The sequence below is a fragment of the Confluentibacter sediminis genome (assembly GCF_003258355.1).
Lineage (GTDB): Bacteria > Bacteroidota > Bacteroidia > Flavobacteriales > Flavobacteriaceae > Confluentibacter > Confluentibacter sediminis.
In genome coordinates, this window is the sequence record NZ_QKPO01000018.1 from 1 (window position 1) to 18,289 (window position 18,289).

Here is an 18,289-nt window from a genome sequence, read left to right on the forward strand (position 1 = left end):
TTTTCTGTTTGTTTTGATGTTTCCATACTCGTGGTTTTGTGTATAGCTATTTTAGGACAAGACAACGCACAAACCCTCAAATAACGCAAAAAGCGCAAAAAGCGGAAAAAACAACCAAAAACCGCACAAAAAGCAAAAAACAGCAAATTCGGAAAAAAAGACAAGTTAAGACCATATCCAAAAACAAGAAAACAAAAAACACCCTATGTTTACGCCTATAAAAACTACCAAAGCGGTAGCAAAGCCTAAACCAGTTCCCAAAAAATACGGAACACAAACCCCAAACCATGACAAAATTAAACAGCTTTATTAAGAAGGAAGGAACCCTAGACAATACATGCCCTCAGCACATAACAGGTGACTGATACTGGCCACGGTGACTTTTACATGTGGACAACAAATTACAGGGCAGTGCCACCTATCTATTTGCTAAGCCGGTGTAAGCTCATAGCATCATATCATGGAATGAAGGAAGAACAGATGTTGTTCTGTCATTCCGAAACATGAGGAATCACACCGTTTGCACAGGTGATGCACCCTAGTTCCGCATCATGAAATAGCTTCATTCCTCGCAAAAACGCTATGCACAGACTTTGGTATAAATAGAATAAAATCCATATTTTAGTAAGCAATAACAGACATCAATAAATTATGGAAAATAAGTACGTAGATTTTATTTCAGACGAACACTTTTTATATTGCATAGCAAACCTCCATAAAGCCTATACAAAAGCTAAAAACAACATTACAAAGAAGAATTTCTACTCAAATAAAGTGGACACCATAAAACTCACTTTCGATGCCAAGTTTAATGAAATCGACGAAGAAAGTTTAATTCAAGCAGAAATATTACGCCAAATTGATAAATCCATAAACAACTCCATAGGCACATTTCACGAGCAAATATTAAGCGGCATGAAAGGCTTTGAAGTTGGTAATTTTAGCGGTTTTGATATTAAAGCGACGGATGACACCTTGTTTGCCGACATAAAAAACAAGCATAACACCATGAACAGCAGTTCTGCCGAAGCTCTTTTCCAAAAACTATCTAGATATGCCGATGATTATAAACAAGCGAAATGCTATTGGGTTCAAATTCTAGCGAAAAACAGTTTTTGCGAACTCTGGAAAGGAGATATTAACGGAAAAGAATATAGCCACAGTCGCGTCTACAAAATTTCAGGCGACCAGTTTTATGCGATGCTTTCAGGAAATCAAAAGGCACTTTTCCAACTATATAAAAACCTTCCCATTGCCATAAACGATTATCTTCATTCGGTTAAAAAAAGTGAAATGGCAAAAGAAAACTCAGCTTTGAATGAGATCAAATCTGAAACAGAAACTTCAAAAAGAACCATCCTAGACCAAGTAACTTTTGAAAATTACAGCTATTACCTAGGCTTTGATAAGTTGTAATAACTATTCAAAAACCTAACAATCGAATACCCCACCTCTTTCCCAAGATTCACTGGAACGGCATTCCCTATTTGCTTATATTGTTGCGCTATAGACCCTTCAAACTTCCAATCATCAGGGAACGTTTGTATTCGAGCATATTCCCGAACAGTAAACGGTCGTGTTTCTTCAGGATGGCACCGTTCTGTTTGCTTTTGTGCAGGACTGCATGTAAGGGTTAAGCATGGTTCATCCCAACCGATTCTTCGAGCGATGCCTGTTTTTCCACCGCCCAAATGAAAACTGCCTCCCATAAATTCTTTTTGAATCTCCAAAGGCAAATCCCTCCAATAGCCTTTTTGGGGTACTAATTTTAAAACATCTATTTTGCTCTTTGGATATTTGGAGCCTTCAGATTTTGGAACATCACAATCAAATAACTCCCCTTTTTTTAGAGCATCTTTTAAATTGTAAATCTTTTTATAAGGCTTCGGGTATTCATACATTACATCAATATCTTTTCTAACGCCTACTAAAATCAATCGTTCCCGTTTTTGGGGAACATTAAAATTAATCGCTTTAAGCACTTGAACAGGCACCACATTATAACCAATCTCATCTAAAATAGATATCATCCCTTGAAGCGTTTTACCGTTTTCATGACTTAACAAACCACGAACATTTTCACCAATGCAAATAGGGGGATTTACTTCCTTTACAACCCTTGCAAATTCATAAAACAAAGTACCTCTGGCATCTGCCAAGCCCAATTTCTTTCCAGCATAACTAAAAGCTTGACAAGGAAATCCACCAGTCACCACATCGACCTTGTTTTCATAGTCACTAAAATCAAACGATTTAATATCGCCTTCCAACACATTCCAATTCGGACGATTGTTTCGTAAGGTTTGGCAAGCCCATTTATCCATTTCATTCAAAGCAACACATTTTAAACCTGCTTTTTCCATGCCGACGGCTAAACCACCAGCACCTGCAAAAAGTTCTAAAACAGTGTACTCATTATGAGGCTCCACATAATTGGAAATGGTTTCTTGATTGTCGTCATCCAGAAAATCAGCAAACAACGCATCAATATCCGATTTTCTATACACCCTATAATTACTCAAAGGTTCTCGAACAGCGGTTAACTTGCCTTCTTTATCCCAACGCCTTAAAGTTTCCTTGCTTTTACCGATGTATGCAGCAGTTTCTGAGAGCGTCATATATTCATTCATAACCAAATTATTTAACCTTACACAATGGTTACAAAATTAAAAGAAAAAATGGGATAAACAAGCCCATATAAAGGAGGTTGAAAAATAAAATTTAGACCAAGATTTATAACCTACTCAAACCGAATCGCCCGAACAGGCGATATTTTAGTAATAATATAAGAAGGCACCAAAAGCATCAATAAACACAGTACCAAAGTCCCAATATTTAAAGCCAGAATATAGCCCACACTTATAAAAACGGGCGCTTCAGTAACATAATACACACTAGGATCCAACGGAAAAAGCTTAAAGTACTTTTGAGCAAACAACAAGCCCAAACCTAAGAGGTTTCCCCAAAATAAGCCCAAAACAATCAAATAAGACGCATTATACAAAAACAGCTTACGAATGCTCCAATTATTGCTTCCCAAGGCCTTTAAAATACCAATCATTTGAGTACGCTCCAAAATCAACACCAACAACGCAGTAATCATATTAATACCAGCCACCAATATCATAATCCCAATAATACCATAAATGTTTTTATCGAATATCTTAATCCATTCAAAAATGGAATAATAGCTTTCACTAATAGTTCTGGAATTGAGAGTAGACGGAAGAGCTTTATAAATAGCTGCCCCTTTTTTATCAAGCTCGCTATAATCATTTATAAAAACCTCAAAATCCCCCACCTGGTCGGCAGCCCAATTATTAATACGCTGCATGTGGCGAATATCCCCAATCACATACGTAGCATCCAAATCCTGAAACCCCGAATTGTAAATACCAACAATATGATAAGTAATGATGTTGGGAAGCTTTTCAGCATCCTCTTTCTTAAAAAACATTTGAAAACGATCCCCCAACTTAAACCCCATACGATTGGCAATGTACTGCGATATCAACACATCCTCATTAAGCTTTTTCGTATAATACGGCACACGCCCTTCCACTAAGAAATCTTTAAAATAGCTCCAATCATAATCACCACCAACACCTTTTAAAACAACCCCTTCAAAATCAGTTTCCGTTCTAATGATTCCGAACTTGGTAATAACAGCCTGTATATGTTTAATACCCTCAACCGACTTAAACTCCGGGTAAAAATCTTGTTTAGTAGAAATAGGCACGACGCTTTCCTGCGAATTGTTACTATCATAATTGGTTATAGTAACATGCCCATTAAACGCCACCACTTTATCACGTATTTTTTGCTGCAAGCCAATCCCCGTGGCAATAGCAACCATCATAACCACAATGCCAATAGCAATAGCAGCAATACCAATTTTTATTATTGGTGCCGAAATACTACTTTTATACGCTTTACTGCCAATAATGCGTTTTGCTATAAAATATTCGTAATTCAAGTTTATATATGAGATTTCAAGTTTTCAAAAATACAGTTTTATTATTTGTTTTAGTACTAATTTCTTGTGGAAACACAACGAAGAAGGAAGATAACAAACAAAAGACAAGAGATGATAAACAAGAGATGGCAGATGATAGACAGAAGACAGAAGACGAAAGAACAGAGAACAAAGAGCAAAGAGCAAAGATAGAAGACGATAGACCGATGCCCGAAGACCCAAAAACCAAAAACCAAAAACCAAAAACCATCAACCAAAAACCATCAACCATCAACCAACAACCATCAACCAACAACCAAAAACCATCAACCAACAACCAACAACCAACAACCATTACAGTCGGTGCCAACCAAACACAAGCATACATCCCCCTACTAAAAAACAAACGCGTGGGAATCGTTGCCAACCCAACAAGCATCATTTTTAAGAAAGATGGTAAAAACTACACCCATGTGGTAGACTCGCTATGGGCCTTAAAAGTCAAAATCTCCAAAGTCTTTTCCCCAGAACACGGATTTCGAGGCGATGCAGATGCCGGCGAATTAGTTAACGACAGTAAAGATGCCAAAACAGGATTACCCATTGTGTCCCTACATGGCGACCATAAAAAACCAAAATCAGAAGACCTATCCAATGTCGATGTGATGATTTTTGACATCCAAGATGTAGGCGTGCGCTTTTACACCTACATCTCTACGCTACATTACGTCATGGAAGCCTGCGCAGAAGCCAAGATCCCATTGATTATACTAGACAGACCCAACCCCAATGGCAGCTATGTCGATGGGCCCACTTTAGAAATACAAAACCAAAGTTTTCTCGGCATGCACCCCATTCCATTAGTACATGGCATGACTATTGGTGAATATGCAAACATGATTAATGGACAAAAGTGGCTAAAAAATGGCGTACAATGCCAAATCACCGTCATTCCCATTAAAAATTACAACCATAACATGCCATACAGTTTACCCATACGCCCTTCGCCCAACCTTCCCAACGACCAATCCATAAGATTATACCCCAGTCTTGGTTTGTTTGAAGGCACAGATATCAATGCAGGTCGAGGTACCGAGTTTCAATTCCAACGCTATGGCGCACCCTTTTTAAACAAATCGGTGTTCCCCTTCACCTATACCCCCGTTGAAAATTTTGGAGCTAAAAACCCAAAACACAAAGGCAAACTATGCTATGGCGAAGATTTAAAGAATGAAAAAGCACCGCAACAAGTCAGCTTAAAATGGCTCATAAAAGCATATACCAATGCCACGGACAAATCGAAAGTTTTTAACACAGCCAACTTTACCAAACATGCAGGAACAGCCAAACTCCAAAAACAAATTGAAGCCGGTTTAACCGAAGAACAAATCAAAGCCACTTGGCAAAAAGACCTTGAAACCTTTAAAAACACACGTAAAAAATATTTAATCTACAATTAATGAAGAGAATCATTGCCTCGCTCATGCTATTATTAACCTCCATGGGCTTTAGCCAACATATCGATAACCCTACCCAACAAAAAGTAAGTGCCGCCAAGAAAAAGGCTAAAAACTTTTTAAAGAAACAACACATTCCCGGCATGGCCATTACAGTATCCAAGCACGGAGAGATGATTTGGTCGGAAGGATTTGGCTATGGCAAACGTAAACCAACAGTGCCTATCAACCCCAGTAACACCCTGTTCCGAATTGCCAGTATTTCTAAATCCATCACAGCGGTCATGCTCGCTAAATTGATGGATGACAAGCTAATTGATATCGATAGCAGCATTTACAACTACCTCCCCGATTATCCAAGAAAAGCATACGATGTCACACCCAGACAATTAGGTGGCCATTTAGCAGGCATCCGAAAAGCCACTAATGATGAATTTGAATCCAACAAACGAATGACCATTACCGAAGGTTTAGATCTTTTTAAAAACGACCCGCTTTTATTCGAACCACAAACACGCTATTTTTACAACTCATTTGATTATGTCCTACTAAGCGAAGTGATGCAAAAAGCAGCCCATAAAGACTTTTATAGCATGGTAAGAGATTCCATTCTCATCCCTTTAAAAATGGACAACACCACCTTAGATGCTTCCAATGCCGTACCCCCCAATACAACTGATTTTTTTAGGAAGAAGCGCATTCTATGCAACCCGGTTGCCAACGAATACAAAGTAGCAGGCGGCGGTTTTCTATCCACCTCTGAAGACATCACAAGATTTGGACATGAAATCATTTCACCCACCCTTATTTCAACAGCATCCCTATCGCAATTGGTTACCTCCCAAAGATTATCCAACGGCAATAGAACAGGTTACGGCATTGGCTTTTCAGTAGAACAAACACCCCATCACACCCCCAGATATTACCATACAGGCGGAGGTGTAGGTGCCTCAACCATTTTAATGATATATCCAGAAGAAGATGTAGTCATCACCATTCTAACCAACAAATCAAATGTAGACATCCGACCTTTCGGTCTGGAATTAGAAGCTATTTTTGTGGAAGAAAGTGACATTTAAAATCGTATGTCAGTTCGAGTGACATATCGAGGCACGAGATATGTTGTATCGAGAACCTTAGTGAAGTTAGCTTCTCGATACAAATTTGCTCCGTTATACTTCGCAAATCCACTAGAACTGACATCCTTTATTAAAATTTGATACGTCGCTTCATCTCTTCCACAATATTAAAAGCCGCTGGACAAATAGCCACATTCTTTAAAGTGAGGTTAGAAATTTGCTGAAACTTTTTTCTATCAGTATGCGGAAACTCTTGGCAAGCTTTGGGGCGCACGCTATAAATAGAACAATAATGATCCGCTCCCAAAAACGTACAAGGCACACGTTGCAACACGTAATCGTTGTCTTCATCCACACGCAAGTACTGAGTGATGAACTGCTGTGGTTTCAATTTAAAATGCTTGGCAATCCGTTCAATATCCTTATCGGTAAATAAAGGCCCTGTGGTTTTACAACAATTGGCACACTGCAAACAGTCCGTTTTTTTAAACTCCGCTTCATGCAGGTCTTCCATGATATAATCTAAATTCTTTGGAGGCTTGTTTTTTAGCTTCACAAAGAACTTTTTATTCTCGTTATCCTTATCTTTGGCGAGCTTTGGAAGGGTATTGATGGTATGTTGCATGCTGTAAAAATAACGAAAGTTCTCGATACATCCCGATAAAAATCGGGACACTCGAACGGACAAGCTAACTAACTCAACTAAAAACATTATTATTAAACTAAATGTCACGTCGAGTGAATTTGTGTAGCGAGCGGAACAAATTTGTATCGAGACGCATTCCAACGGACATGGTTATCAATAACAAAATACCTCGTACTTTTGTATTTCAAACGGACAAGCTAACTAAACTAAAAAACATTATTATTAAACTAGATGTCACGTCGAGTGAATTTGTGCAGCGAGCGGAACAAATTTGTATCGAGACGCATTCCAACGGACATGGTTATCAATAACAAAATACCTCGTACTTTTGTATTTCAAACGGACAAGCTAACTAAACTAAAAAACATTATTATTAAACTAGATGTCACGTCGAGTGAATTTGTGCAGCGAGCGGAACAGATTTGTATCGAGACGCATTACAACGGACATGGTTATCAATACAAAATACCTCGTACCTTTGTATTTCAAACGGACAAGCTAACTCAACTAAAAACATTATTATTAAACTAAATGTCACGTCGAGTGAATTTGTGTAGCGAGCGGAACAAATTTGTATCGAGACGCATTACAACGGACATGAATAAAAAAATAATATTTTGATGAAAGACCTATTTGGACGCGCCTTATTAGATTACCAAAACGGCCATTACACCGAAGACCTCATCACATCCACCAACATTTCCGAAGAGGATGAGTTACCACTACCCTATTTGTTTCGGGATTTTAAGGATATGCCCAAACTGGAACAAAAAGCATTACAAATAGCGAAAGGCTCAGTTTTAGATGTCGGCTGTGGGGCTGGAAACCATAGTTTGTATTTACAGAAAAAAGGCTTTGACGTCAAAGCCATCGACATTTCAACAGGAGCTATCGACGTTTCCAAACGTCGCGGCGTTACCAATACGGAAGTCAAAAATCTTTTAGACGAAACCGAAACCTTCGACACCATATTGTTGTTGATGAATGGCACAGGCATCTTTCAAGAACTCACCCAAGTGTCTAAATATCTAAACCATCTAAAAAGTCTCTTGAAACCAAACGGACAGATCCTAATCGATTCTTCCGATATTAAATACATGTACGAAGATGAAGATGGCGGTTTTTGGATGGATGCACACGCTACCTATTACGGCGAATTGGACTATTATTTAAGCTACAAAGGCGAAGAAGAAACACCTATGAAATGGTTGTATTTAGATTTTGACACTTTAAAACTGGCTTGCGACACCGTGGGGTTAACTTGCAGTCTGGTGTTGGAAGGGGCGCATTTTGACTATTTGGCCAGACTCACCCTTTAACCTTTATCTTTAATAAATACATGTTGAGACACCCCTTTTCCGAAGATGAAATTGTCATTATTCAGTACAGAAATGGGTTCTAAAACTTCACCATACCCATACATGATATCCATAAAAAAAAGACCATTCTCAAACGTCACATCTACCAAGGTTTGCTCCTCTATAGCCGACTTTCCACTATAAGTAGCTTCTGCTTTGGGGGGCAGATTCAATTCTTCAAGAGCTTCTATAAACCCTTTATCTTTAACGAACCAAATTCTATACACTACATTTCTGGTATCGCCTTTTAGTTTCCAATCCCCCTCAATGGCTTTTTTTACCTCCTCAACATTGTGGCAACACTCCAGGCTTTGAGAAAAAGCATGTAAGGATACTATTAAAACCAATATGGTCAATATGCGTTTCATAGTATCATAGTGTCTAGGTCTTAAAAGTCGAATTTATAAGTGGCTCCAGCCAAAAACTGAATGCTTTGCACTGGGAAGTTTTGCCAACGTTGGTAGCCCTGGTTCCCTAAATTGTTTCCTTTAGCAAATACCGAGAATTGCTCATTAACATGATATCCCAGATGAACATTCGCATCAAAATAACTATCTAAGGTTACGGTAACCGGCACCGAATTAATAATAGGATCAACAACATATAATTGGTCCTTACGCTCTCCAATATAAAATAAATTGGCTCCCGTGTACCACTTATCACTTATTTGATAATCTAAAAACAAGGAGCCTTTAATATCTGGTAAATTCCAGGCCTCAGCTTGGGTATCGGAAGCATAATCAAAATACTCCGCTTTGATGCCCAACGTAAAATTTCTATTCACATCTACATTGATTTCACCCCCAACACTATAGGTTTTGATGTCGTCATACACGATTCCAAAGGAGTTTCCATAAGAATAATCTTGAACACTGTTCGCAGTCACATCATTATTTCTAAACAAGGCTTTATTTCTATCTGAAATATATCGACCACTCACATTATAACTCATATTACTGGACACTTTCCCTTTAAGTCCCACAAAAGCATTGTATAATTGGTCAGTAGGCTGAATATACAAGGTTGGTGACACAAACGGATTTTCATTAGCAAAGCCATAATAGGAATTCTGTATCAAGTCGCCTTGAATACCACCATAAGCAATTAAAATATCGTTGACCAAACGGTAAGTGGCCGTTACATTCGGGTATAGATACACTTTATTATCGCTTCCCTCAGTATCGTTTAAATAATACACAGACGCTCCTAAATCGACTGTTAAATCATCTTGCTTCATTTGATAGGTTGATGACAGCCCCACAAAAAAGTTGCCGTATTTCAATTCCTCATCAACACCATAACTTCTATCAAAAGCACCGCCTAAATAATCAAACTTTAAAACCGTTGCCAATTCTTCATCATTAATAGGAATATCGGCTTTTATTTGCGCCGTAAACCTGTTTTCAGCAGACCCTTGGTTATCTCCAAAACGTCTAAAAAACACCTTAGCAGAATTAATATAGGTATCTTCAAAAGAAATATCACTACCTAAATGCGCATCAAAAAAAGAATGACCTACCGCAATTTGATCTAGAACCGCTCCATCTATTTGAGATTCTGGAACACCATACCAATTATAGGTTTTATACCCAAACCCAGCTTCTACATTCCATGATAAATCCCTTAAACGAGACCCGTAATTAATGTTAAGCTTTGAATCAGAAAAATTATCATCGAACACCAGATTTTCAATACCTCCTTGTGACGAATGATGACTGATATACCCACCGATGCTTTCCGTTCTACTAATGGCATGGCTCACATACACTTCTCCTAAAATAGTGGTATAGGTGCCCACTCCCAACGTGGCATAGTTATCAAAGACCTTTTCGGGGGCTTTCTGTTCTACAACGGCCGCTTTTCCCTTGGCAGGTGTAAAAGTTGACGCTACTGGAATGGAAAATATATTATATTTTATATCCTTTTTGTTGGTGGTAACCTCATCATTTAAATTAGGGGTTTCCTTAACTTTAAAAGCATCTGATATGGAAGGCGTATAAGGCTTTACAACATCGATGACGCCTGTTTTTATGGTATCTTTTTCTCTAGTTTGAGCAACTAATACCGATACATTTAAAGTAACTACTAGTAATATGATATGTTTTATGTGCTTACGCATATGTTTTGAATTACGATTTACGATTGACGAATTACGATTTATTATTGACAAAATTAATTGCCTTCTGTCCTAACCGATGAATTGGTTTTAGATTCTTCTGCTTTTATTTTACTTAACTCTGCTTTGGCTTCTGCAACCACATCACTAAACTCTGGAAAATTCTGAATAACACTTTCTAGAATATAGGTCGCTTGGAAGGCATCTTTTAGAGCATAAAAGTTCTGAGCCATAAGTACCAAACCTTTAGCACTGTAATATTTATAAGCTGAAAAATCTTTAGCTAATTTTTGAACAGAAGTATTAGAGGCTTCAAACTTGCCTTCTTTATTTTTAAAATACGCATCATAGTAAAGTGCCTCGGCCGCTGTTTCTCCCGTAGCAACTTCTTCCACTTTAGCAAAAGCTGCTTTTGCTTTCACTTCATCACCCATTTTAATAGCAGAACGTGCAATAATCACATGGGCATCGCTCTTAATTTTATTGTCAATTTTTGAATTGGACAACACTTTTTCAGCATAGGAAATAGCATCGGTATAGTTCTCCAATTGGTATTGTGCCTTCATTAAATTGGATTGTGCAAACACCACATTCTGAGGCAAGTTAGCCTCGGTTTCCAATCTCTTTAACAAGGGAATGGCAGCATTCCAGTTTTTTGCTTCTAAATAATGCTGCGACAAACGCGCCAATGCTTGTTCAGTAAATTCACTTTGTGAGGTCTCAACAATGTATTTATAATGCGGTGCGGCATTCTCTCCTAAACCTTGCTTATAATACATTTGCGCCACATAAAAATGAGCTTGTAAGGCATGCAATCCATTAGGAAATTGCGCCAAGTATCCATTAAATTGCTTAATGGCTTTATCGGTATTATTATCTAAATACTGTTTTTCGGCAGCCTCATAAGTGGCGTTATCTAAGTCGGCATCCGTCACATTCACAAAGTTTAAGGTTTTAGCCCAAGCAGCATACTCATCTACACGACCCATGTCAATATAAATAAGCCTGGCTGTAGATACGGCCTGCACCGCCTCTGGAGTCCCTGGATAATCGGTTGCTACTTTCTTAAACTTGGTCAACGCTTGGTCGTTATTGCTTCCGTTATAATACACCAAACCTTGGCGCAATAATGATTTTGGCACAAACGAACTCATGCGATACTCTTCATTCAAACGATTGTACATCGCCATCGCCTTGTCTGTTTGATTGGCTTTCACATATGAATTCCCCAACTCGTACATGGCATCATCACGAAGTTTAGACGTTGGGTATTTTGAAATGAATTGTTCTAAGTCTGCTATTTTTTTGGAATCGTTGCCACCATACCCGGCACTAATGGCTTTTTGAAAAAACGGATAATCGGAATCCATTTCATTTAACTTGATAGCATTATCATATGCTTTGGCAGCATCGCTATAATCACTAGATACAAAATAAGTATCTCCCAAACGCAAATACGCATCATTCAATCTTACTTTATCATCTTTTCTTTTACTGATGAACTGATTGAAATGTTGACTGGCTTGCGGATAGTTTTTCAGTTTGAAATAAGTATATGCCAGATTGTAATCAATATTGGTATACTCTGGAGTGGAAGCAGCAGACGCCTGTTGTTCAAATTGTTTAAAACCCACTAGGGCATCGTTATAATTGTTTAAATTATAATCCGTTTCCGCTTTCCAAAACGTGGCTCTGGCAGTATAGGAATTATCCCTTGGTTCTTTTAACGATTTCTCAAAAAGCGATTTGGCTTCTAAATAATTGCCTTCATTGTAAACCTCTAAACCTCTATAAAAGGCTACTTTTTGTAAAGCCACTTTATTTTCAAAACTATTTTTACCTTCTAAAAGCTTCATGGCTTCCTTATAATTTTTTGCTGTAATATAAGAATCGATTAAAAGTGTTTCAATCTCGTCTCTATACGTGGTCTTTGGATATTTGTTTAAATATTCAGCCAAAACCTGAGGAGCTGATTGGTATGGATTACCAATTTCGTAACTAATCTTAGCATAATTTAACCAAGCATCTTCTTGAATCTTTAAATCATAAGTCATTTGAGACGCATTTCTAAAGGCATTTAAAGCCTCTTGTTTTTTGTTAAGCTCTATGTAACTTTCCCCTAAATGATAATAGGCATTTTGAGCAGTGGCATCGTTACCCCCTATTATTTTATTGAACTCTGAAACCGCCTTTTCATAATCTTTCTGCTTGTAATAAGCATAGCCCAATTGGTAAAAATCGACATTATTCCATTTTCCTTTTTTACCTTCATAAGCTTTTAAATAAGGAATGGCAGTGGCATATTCTTTTAAATTGAAATAACTTTCGCCAATAATTTTTGAAAGTTCAGACACTTCACTTTTATCACCCTTAGCCAATTGTTCTTTAGCTAATTTGATGGCTTCTTCAAATTTCCCTAATTTAAAGTTTAAATCGGCTTGATAATAAGACAGCTTTTCTTTGTAGCGTTCTTGGTCGCCAACCTGATTAAAATACTGATTGGCCTGTTCATAATCGTCACCCTCATACGCCATAAAACCAATATAATATTTGGCTTGCGAGCCGTATTCTTGAGAGTTCTCCACCCTACTTAAATATTTTTTAGCATCTTTATACTGCTTCGCCGAAAATGCTGAATAGCCGTAATTAAAATTGAATTTCTCCTTTTCCTTTCCACTCAAAGCATCTTCATCTACTTTAGCGTACCATTTTAGGGCATACGGAAACTTTCCATTAACAAAATAATAATCCGCCACATCCACAAAAGCGGTATTCCGCTTTGTACTTGTGGGATATTCTTTAACGAAATCTTCTACCAATCTATCTGCATTTTGTTGATTCAATCGCACGGCACAATTGGCTATGTAATAAGCACAATCTGACTTTAAAACATCTTCTTTAGCTGTTTTTTGAACCGTAGTGAATAACGATTGAGAGGCTAAATATTGTTGATTATTATAAAGGGTTAATGCTTTTTGAAAATCTACCAAATCATTGGTATATGTTGCAGATTGCTGGGCTATAACCTGATAGCAAAAAGTTAAAGCAACCAGAAGAGAAAAACTGTTCTTTCTTGTCATTGACAATATGTTTTTAATTTAAAAATCAAAGATAATTCAATATAAAACCTATAACGCAACAATTGTGCTAGAATTATAAACCGACTTATTAAAAAACGGAAAAAATCAGTATTTGCACCAATAAATTGTTATTAATGGACGTTAGAAGAGAATCACATCCCCTAAACTTTTCGCTTTTACCTTTTAACTTTCAACTTTTAAATAATACTTTTACAAAACGATTAAAAAAATCTATTTATTTTATGTCAAACCCTGTTCTACAATTAAAAGATGTATCTATTTACCAAGGAGATAGCCTGGTGCTTTCCAATGTTAATGTTGAAATAAACAAAGGGGATTTTGTTTATTTAATAGGCAAAACAGGGTCTGGAAAAAGTAGTTTTATGAAAACGCTCTATGGGGATTTAGCTTTAACAGAAGGCGAAGGACATATTGTAGAATACAATTTAAAAACACTTAAAGAAAATGATATTCCGTTTTTAAGGCGAAAACTTGGCGTGGTGTTTCAAGACTTTAAATTACTAACCGATAGAACCATCAATGAAAATTTATTGTTTGTTTTAAAAGCCACCGGGTGGAAAGACAAAAATGACATGAACAAACGGGTTGAAGAAGTGTTAACAAAAGTGGACATGAAAACCAAAGGGTTTAAATATCCACACGAATTGTCTGGTGGAGAACAGCAGCGTATCGCTATTGCCAGAGCCTTACTTAATAATCCTGAACTTATTTTGGCTGATGAACCCACAGGAAATTTAGATCCGCAAACCAGCATTGAGGTTATGGAAGTGTTACAAGAAATAAATAAAAATGGCAATACCATTTTAATGGCTACACACGATTATGCGTTGTTGTTAAAATACCCAAGCAAAACTTTGAAATGCGACGACAATCAGGTGTATGAAGTAGTACAAAGAAAAAATTAATCATTTTTACACTCCTAATGTTTTTTCTCTGTAGTGATTGTACTATATATTAAATAAAGGTCTACTGCAAACACTTCAAAAAACGGATTTAGAAGACTTTTTAAAATAGTTATTTCAATTTTTAGCTATGTCATTTTCTTTATTTGCTCTCTGGATCTTCCACACTAAATATAGAATTTCCAAATATCAATAAAATAATAGCATAGTACACCAAATAACTAACAAAGTGACCTATCACAGCACCTTTTACGCCATATAAATCTATAAAATAGATACTCGTTAGGTATAAGGTCAATAAAAAGAAAACCTCAGTCACTACATAATGCCAAAACATTTTTTTTGCTAAAAACTGATACGTGATCACCATAGATAACACTTTAAGAAAATCGCCTAATAATTGCCATAAAAACAAATTCCCTACAGGTTCAAATTCTTCTGAAAAGATAAATACTACGATGTATGATTTCAATAAATAAATAACAAACAAGCCCAAAGCAAAAATGGGCATCACCGTTTTGTAAAAGCTTAAAACCTCCTTCTTAAATTCTTGAATACTATCAATCTCAGAAAATCTAGGTATTATATATAATGCCATTAAAGAGGTTACAAACATTAAATAATATTTAGAAATACGCGTCATAGCCTCCCAAAAACCAGCGTCTTTATAACCAACATTTTCTATAATATAAGATCTGATAACCAGCATAACAAGGGGAAGGATAATAGCTGAAAACAATGCCATTATTGAATAAGGCCCCATTTTTCTCAAAAAACCCCAACTAACTTGTTTTACCTGTATTAATGGCGCCAAACTCCTTCTATTGGTTATTCCCACCAAAGTGATTAAAAATATAATAGACTCCGCTATCGCCACAGATATTAAAGCTCCATCTATTCTGTTTTGATAAATTAAAAGGATAGCGATTGAAACTCCTAAAATTTGCCCTATAATATTTATAATGATAAGAATTTTATACTTTGAAAACCCATTCATTATAGAAAATGAAAATATATTCAATGAATAAAATGGAAGTACTATAGCAAAAATTTTAATGATATAAGTATAATTGTTATACGTTGGGAAAATGATATCATTAATGAAATTGGCATTAAAATAACAAAAGAAAGATATAAAGATAGTAGAGATAAATCCGTAATAAAAAACAGTAGACAGTATTTTACTTAGGCGTATGGTATCATCTTTAAATTTTGAAACGTATTTAACAAACCCATTATAAAAACCAAGCGTGGCAACAGATTGTGTAGAAGCTACAAAGTTTTGTAAGTTACCAATCAATGCTAAGCCTTCAGCCCCAATAAAAATAGCTATGGCTTTTGAAGTTAAAATCCCTGCAACCATTCTGGTAACCACAGAAGCCGTTTTTAATGAAATAATCTTTATTAAAACTTTATTGTTTATATAATCTATAATTTTTTTCAATTAACAACAATTTACTTTTTGTTTATGATTTTCCTTTTTTATATTAAACAATTGGTTTAGATTAAAATGTTCATGGGAAATCAAATATACAAAATCAAATAACGTATTACATAAGGTAATCGTATTTGTGAAATTTGTTTTAAATTAATAAAAAATCACTTTCCTTTTTTATTAATTAAATAATAAAGATTAATAAGCAAGATAGCTGTATTTGTAATGATAATTGGTTTGGATAACGGGTGAAGAAAAAGTCCATAAAAAACAAATAGTAAACACCCCAGGGCGTTTACTATTCTTAACTTTTTAATAGATTTCATTAAAAACGAGATCAAAACAGTTGTCATGGCTAAATAGCCAATCCACTCTACGATTTCAATTCCTAAAAATGACAATTATATGATTTTGTTACGTTTTCTATCTACTTCAGACAAATAAATTTTTCGCAATCTAATATGATTAGGCGTTACCTCAACATACTCATCTTTTTGAATATACTCTAAAGCTTCTTCCAAAGAAAATTTAATAGCCGGTACAATTTTAGCTTTATCATCTGCTCCAGATGACCGTACGTTACTTAACTTTTTAGTTTTAGTTACGTTTACCGCCATATCATCACCACGCGAGTTTTCACCAATAACCTGTCCTTCATAAATATCTTCGCCCGGATCAATAAAAAACTTACCACGCTCTTGCAGTTTATCAATAGAGTAAGGAATGGCTTGGCCTTTTTCCATAGAAACCAATGAACCATTTTGACGCTCTGGAATACCCCCTTTTAAGGGTTGGTATTCTTTAAATCGGTGTGCCATAATAGCCTCTCCTGCCGTTGCCGTTAATAACTGGTTACGCAAACCAATGATACCTCTTGAAGGCATTAAAAATTGACAAACCATACGATCACCTTTAGCTTCCATACTGGTCATTTCTCCTTTACGCAAACTTACCATTTCAATCGCTTTTCCTGAAACCGCTTCTGGTAAATCAATGGTCATTTCTTCAACAGGTTCGCATTTTACACCATCAATCTCTCTTATAATAACCTGAGGCTGTCCAATTTGAAGCTCATAACCTTCACGTCTCATAGTTTCTATTAAAACCGATAAGTGTAATACTCCACGTCCAAAAACCATAAATTTATCGGCACTGTCTGTTTCTTCTACTCTAAGTGCCAAGTTTTTTTCTAACTCCTTTTTCAAACGATCTTTGATATGTCGAGAGGTTACAAATTTTCCATCTTTTCCAAAGAAAGGAGAATCATTAATGGTGAACAACATACTCATGGTTGGCTCGTCTATGGCAATGGTCTTTAATCCTTCAGGATTTTCAAAATCGGCAACAGTATCACCAATTTCAAAACCTTCCAAACCAACAAGCGCACAAATATCACCCGTTTGAACTTCGTCTACTTTCTTGCGTCCTAAACCTTCAAAAATATGAACTTCCTTGATTTTCGTTTTTACAATACTACCATCTCTTTTTACCAAAGAAATATTTTGTCCTGTTTTTAATCCACCTCGCGTTAAACGCCCAATCGCAATACGACCTGTAAATGATGAAAAATCTAAAGATGTAATTAACATCTGGGTAGTTCCTTCTTCAATTTTCGGAGCAGGAATATGTTCAATAACCATATCTAACAATGGTTCTATATTTTCTGTTTGGTTTTTCCAATCGTCACTCATCCAATTGTTTTTTGCAGAACCATAAACGGTTGGGAAATCCAATTGCCATTCTTCCGCACCCAATTCAAACATTAAATCGAACACTTTTTCATGCACTTCTTCCGGTGTACAGTTTTCTTTATCTACCTTATTGATAACCACACATGGTTTTAAACCTAAATCAATAGCTTTTTGCAACACGAAACGGGTTTGTGGCATAGGACCTTCAAAAGCATCTACCAATAACAAAACACCATCTGCCATATTTAACACACGTTCTACTTCTCCTCCAAAATCCGCGTGGCCTGGTGTATCTATAATATTAATTTTGGTATCCTTATAAATTACCGAAACGTTTTTAGAGGTTATGGTAATCCCTCTTTCACGTTCTAAATCATTATTGTCAAGGATTAAATCGCCTGTATTTTCGTTTTCACGGAATAACTGACAATGGTACATAATTTTATCAACCAACGTGGTTTTACCGTGGTCTACGTGCGCAATAATTGCAATGTTTTTAATATTAGCCATATAGGTGCCTTATTTTAAGCGTGCAAAGGTAGTTATAAT

At 36.3% G+C, this 18,289-nt stretch carries 13 protein-coding genes; 5 read left to right on the plus strand and 8 right to left on the minus strand.

All coding sequences use genetic code 11. The annotated features are described in order from the left end of the window. Nucleotides 1–651: 651 nt before the first annotated feature. Complete coding sequence (locus tag DKT72_RS15385; protein WP_111309636.1) at nt 652–1,416, plus strand: Eco47II family restriction endonuclease; 765 nt, start codon at nt 652–654, stop codon at nt 1,414–1,416. Here DKT72_RS15385 and dcm read toward each other — a convergent pair. Together dcm and DKT72_RS15395 are read right to left on the minus strand one after the other, a co-directional pair. Next, nucleotides 1,392–2,630 carry a DNA (cytosine-5-)-methyltransferase gene (dcm, locus tag DKT72_RS15390; protein ID WP_111309637.1) on the minus strand — a complete coding sequence of 413 codons (1,239 nt, stop codon included), beginning with the start codon at nt 2,628–2,630 and terminating at the stop codon, nt 1,392–1,394. The genes DKT72_RS15385 and dcm overlap by 25 nt on opposite strands. Nucleotides 2,631–2,740: 110 nt before the next feature. Further along, nucleotides 2,741–3,976, minus strand: coding sequence for an ABC transporter permease (locus tag DKT72_RS15395; protein ID WP_111309638.1), 1,236 nt, complete (start codon nt 3,974–3,976; stop codon nt 2,741–2,743). An 8-nt stretch (nt 3,977–3,984) separates the two neighbouring features. On the opposite strand from DKT72_RS15395, the gene DKT72_RS15400 reads away from it, so the two are divergent. Together DKT72_RS15400 and DKT72_RS15405 are read left to right on the plus strand one after the other, a co-directional pair. Further along, complete coding sequence (locus DKT72_RS15400; protein WP_235841738.1) at nt 3,985–5,415, plus strand: exo-beta-N-acetylmuramidase NamZ family protein; 1,431 nt, start codon at nt 3,985–3,987, stop codon at nt 5,413–5,415. Continuing rightward, a complete protein-coding gene (locus tag DKT72_RS15405) occupies nt 5,415–6,491 on the plus strand; it encodes a serine hydrolase domain-containing protein (RefSeq protein ID WP_111309639.1) in 1,077 nt (358 codons plus the stop codon). Before DKT72_RS15400 ends, DKT72_RS15405 begins: the two co-directional genes overlap by 1 nt. A 130-nt stretch (nt 6,492–6,621) precedes the next feature. Here the strand turns inward: DKT72_RS15405 and DKT72_RS15410 are convergent, their stop codons facing one another. Further along, on the minus strand, nt 6,622–7,116 hold the full coding sequence (locus DKT72_RS15410; protein ID WP_111309640.1) for a YkgJ family cysteine cluster protein: 495 nt from the start codon (nt 7,114–7,116) through the stop codon (nt 6,622–6,624). A gap of 641 nt (nt 7,117–7,757) precedes the next feature. Here DKT72_RS15410 and DKT72_RS15420 point away from each other — a divergent pair. Next, nucleotides 7,758–8,456, plus strand: a complete 699-nt coding sequence (locus DKT72_RS15420) for a class I SAM-dependent methyltransferase (RefSeq protein WP_111309642.1) — start codon at nt 7,758–7,760, stop codon at nt 8,454–8,456. Here the strand turns inward: DKT72_RS15420 and DKT72_RS15425 are convergent. Genes DKT72_RS15425 through DKT72_RS15435 form a run of 3 tightly spaced genes read right to left on the minus strand, consistent with a single transcriptional unit; the run spans nt 8,453 to nt 13,691 of the window. Then, complete coding sequence (locus tag DKT72_RS15425) at nt 8,453–8,863, minus strand: hypothetical protein (RefSeq protein ID WP_111309643.1); 411 nt, start codon at nt 8,861–8,863, stop codon at nt 8,453–8,455. The genes DKT72_RS15420 and DKT72_RS15425 overlap by 4 nt on opposite strands. A gap of 20 nt (nt 8,864–8,883) precedes the next feature. Further along, nucleotides 8,884–10,614: a porin family protein gene (locus DKT72_RS15430; protein ID WP_111309644.1), complete on the minus strand. Its 1,731-nt coding sequence runs from the start codon at nt 10,612–10,614 to the stop codon at nt 8,884–8,886. A 53-nt stretch (nt 10,615–10,667) separates the two neighbouring features. Next, the gene (locus DKT72_RS15435; protein WP_111309645.1) at nt 10,668–13,691 is read right to left on the minus strand and encodes a tetratricopeptide repeat protein; all 3,024 of its coding nucleotides are present in this window, start codon (nt 13,689–13,691) and stop codon (nt 10,668–10,670) included. Between the two features lie 242 nt (nt 13,692–13,933). Here DKT72_RS15435 and DKT72_RS15440 point away from each other — a divergent pair, with 242 nt between their 5' ends. Continuing rightward, entirely contained in the window at nt 13,934–14,617 is a 684-nt protein-coding gene (locus tag DKT72_RS15440) for a cell division ATP-binding protein FtsE (RefSeq protein ID WP_111309662.1), read from the plus strand. Nucleotides 14,618–14,756: 139 nt separating this feature from the next. Here DKT72_RS15440 and DKT72_RS15445 read toward each other — a convergent pair whose 3' ends face one another. Together DKT72_RS15445 and typA are read right to left on the minus strand one after the other, a co-directional pair. Beyond that, nucleotides 14,757–16,058 carry an O-antigen translocase gene (locus DKT72_RS15445; RefSeq protein WP_111309646.1) on the minus strand — a complete coding sequence of 434 codons (1,302 nt, stop codon included), beginning with the start codon at nt 16,056–16,058 and terminating at the stop codon, nt 14,757–14,759. A 392-nt stretch (nt 16,059–16,450) separates the two neighbouring features. Further along, the gene (gene typA / locus DKT72_RS15455; protein ID WP_111309648.1) at nt 16,451–18,250 is read right to left on the minus strand and encodes a translational GTPase TypA; all 1,800 of its coding nucleotides are present in this window, start codon (nt 18,248–18,250) and stop codon (nt 16,451–16,453) included. Between the last annotated feature and the right edge of the window lie 39 nt (nt 18,251–18,289).

Excerpts from the sequence above, each read along its gene's own strand:
- DKT72_RS15405 (WP_111309639.1), top strand. The coding sequence starts at position 5,415 with ATGAAGAGAATCATTGCCTCGCTCATGCTATTATTAACCTCCATGGGC.
- DKT72_RS15420 (WP_111309642.1), top strand. The coding sequence starts at position 7,758 with ATGAAAGACCTATTTGGACGCGCCTTATTAGATTACCAAAACGGCCAT.
- DKT72_RS15385 (WP_111309636.1), top strand. The coding sequence starts at position 652 with ATGGAAAATAAGTACGTAGATTTTATTTCAGACGAACACTTTTTATAT.
- DKT72_RS15430 (WP_111309644.1), bottom strand. The coding sequence starts at position 10,614 with ATGCGTAAGCACATAAAACATATCATATTACTAGTAGTTACTTTAAAT.
- dcm (WP_111309637.1), bottom strand. The coding sequence starts at position 2,630 with ATGAATGAATATATGACGCTCTCAGAAACTGCTGCATACATCGGTAAA.
- DKT72_RS15440 (WP_111309662.1), top strand. The coding sequence starts at position 13,934 with ATGTCAAACCCTGTTCTACAATTAAAAGATGTATCTATTTACCAAGGA.
- DKT72_RS15410 (WP_111309640.1), bottom strand. The coding sequence starts at position 7,116 with ATGCAACATACCATCAATACCCTTCCAAAGCTCGCCAAAGATAAGGAT.
- DKT72_RS15400 (WP_235841738.1), top strand. The coding sequence starts at position 3,985 with ATGAGATTTCAAGTTTTCAAAAATACAGTTTTATTATTTGTTTTAGTA.
- DKT72_RS15425 (WP_111309643.1), bottom strand. The coding sequence starts at position 8,863 with ATGAAACGCATATTGACCATATTGGTTTTAATAGTATCCTTACATGCT.
- typA (WP_111309648.1), bottom strand. The coding sequence starts at position 18,250 with ATGGCTAATATTAAAAACATTGCAATTATTGCGCACGTAGACCACGGT.
- DKT72_RS15435 (WP_111309645.1), bottom strand. The coding sequence starts at position 13,691 with ATGACAAGAAAGAACAGTTTTTCTCTTCTGGTTGCTTTAACTTTTTGC.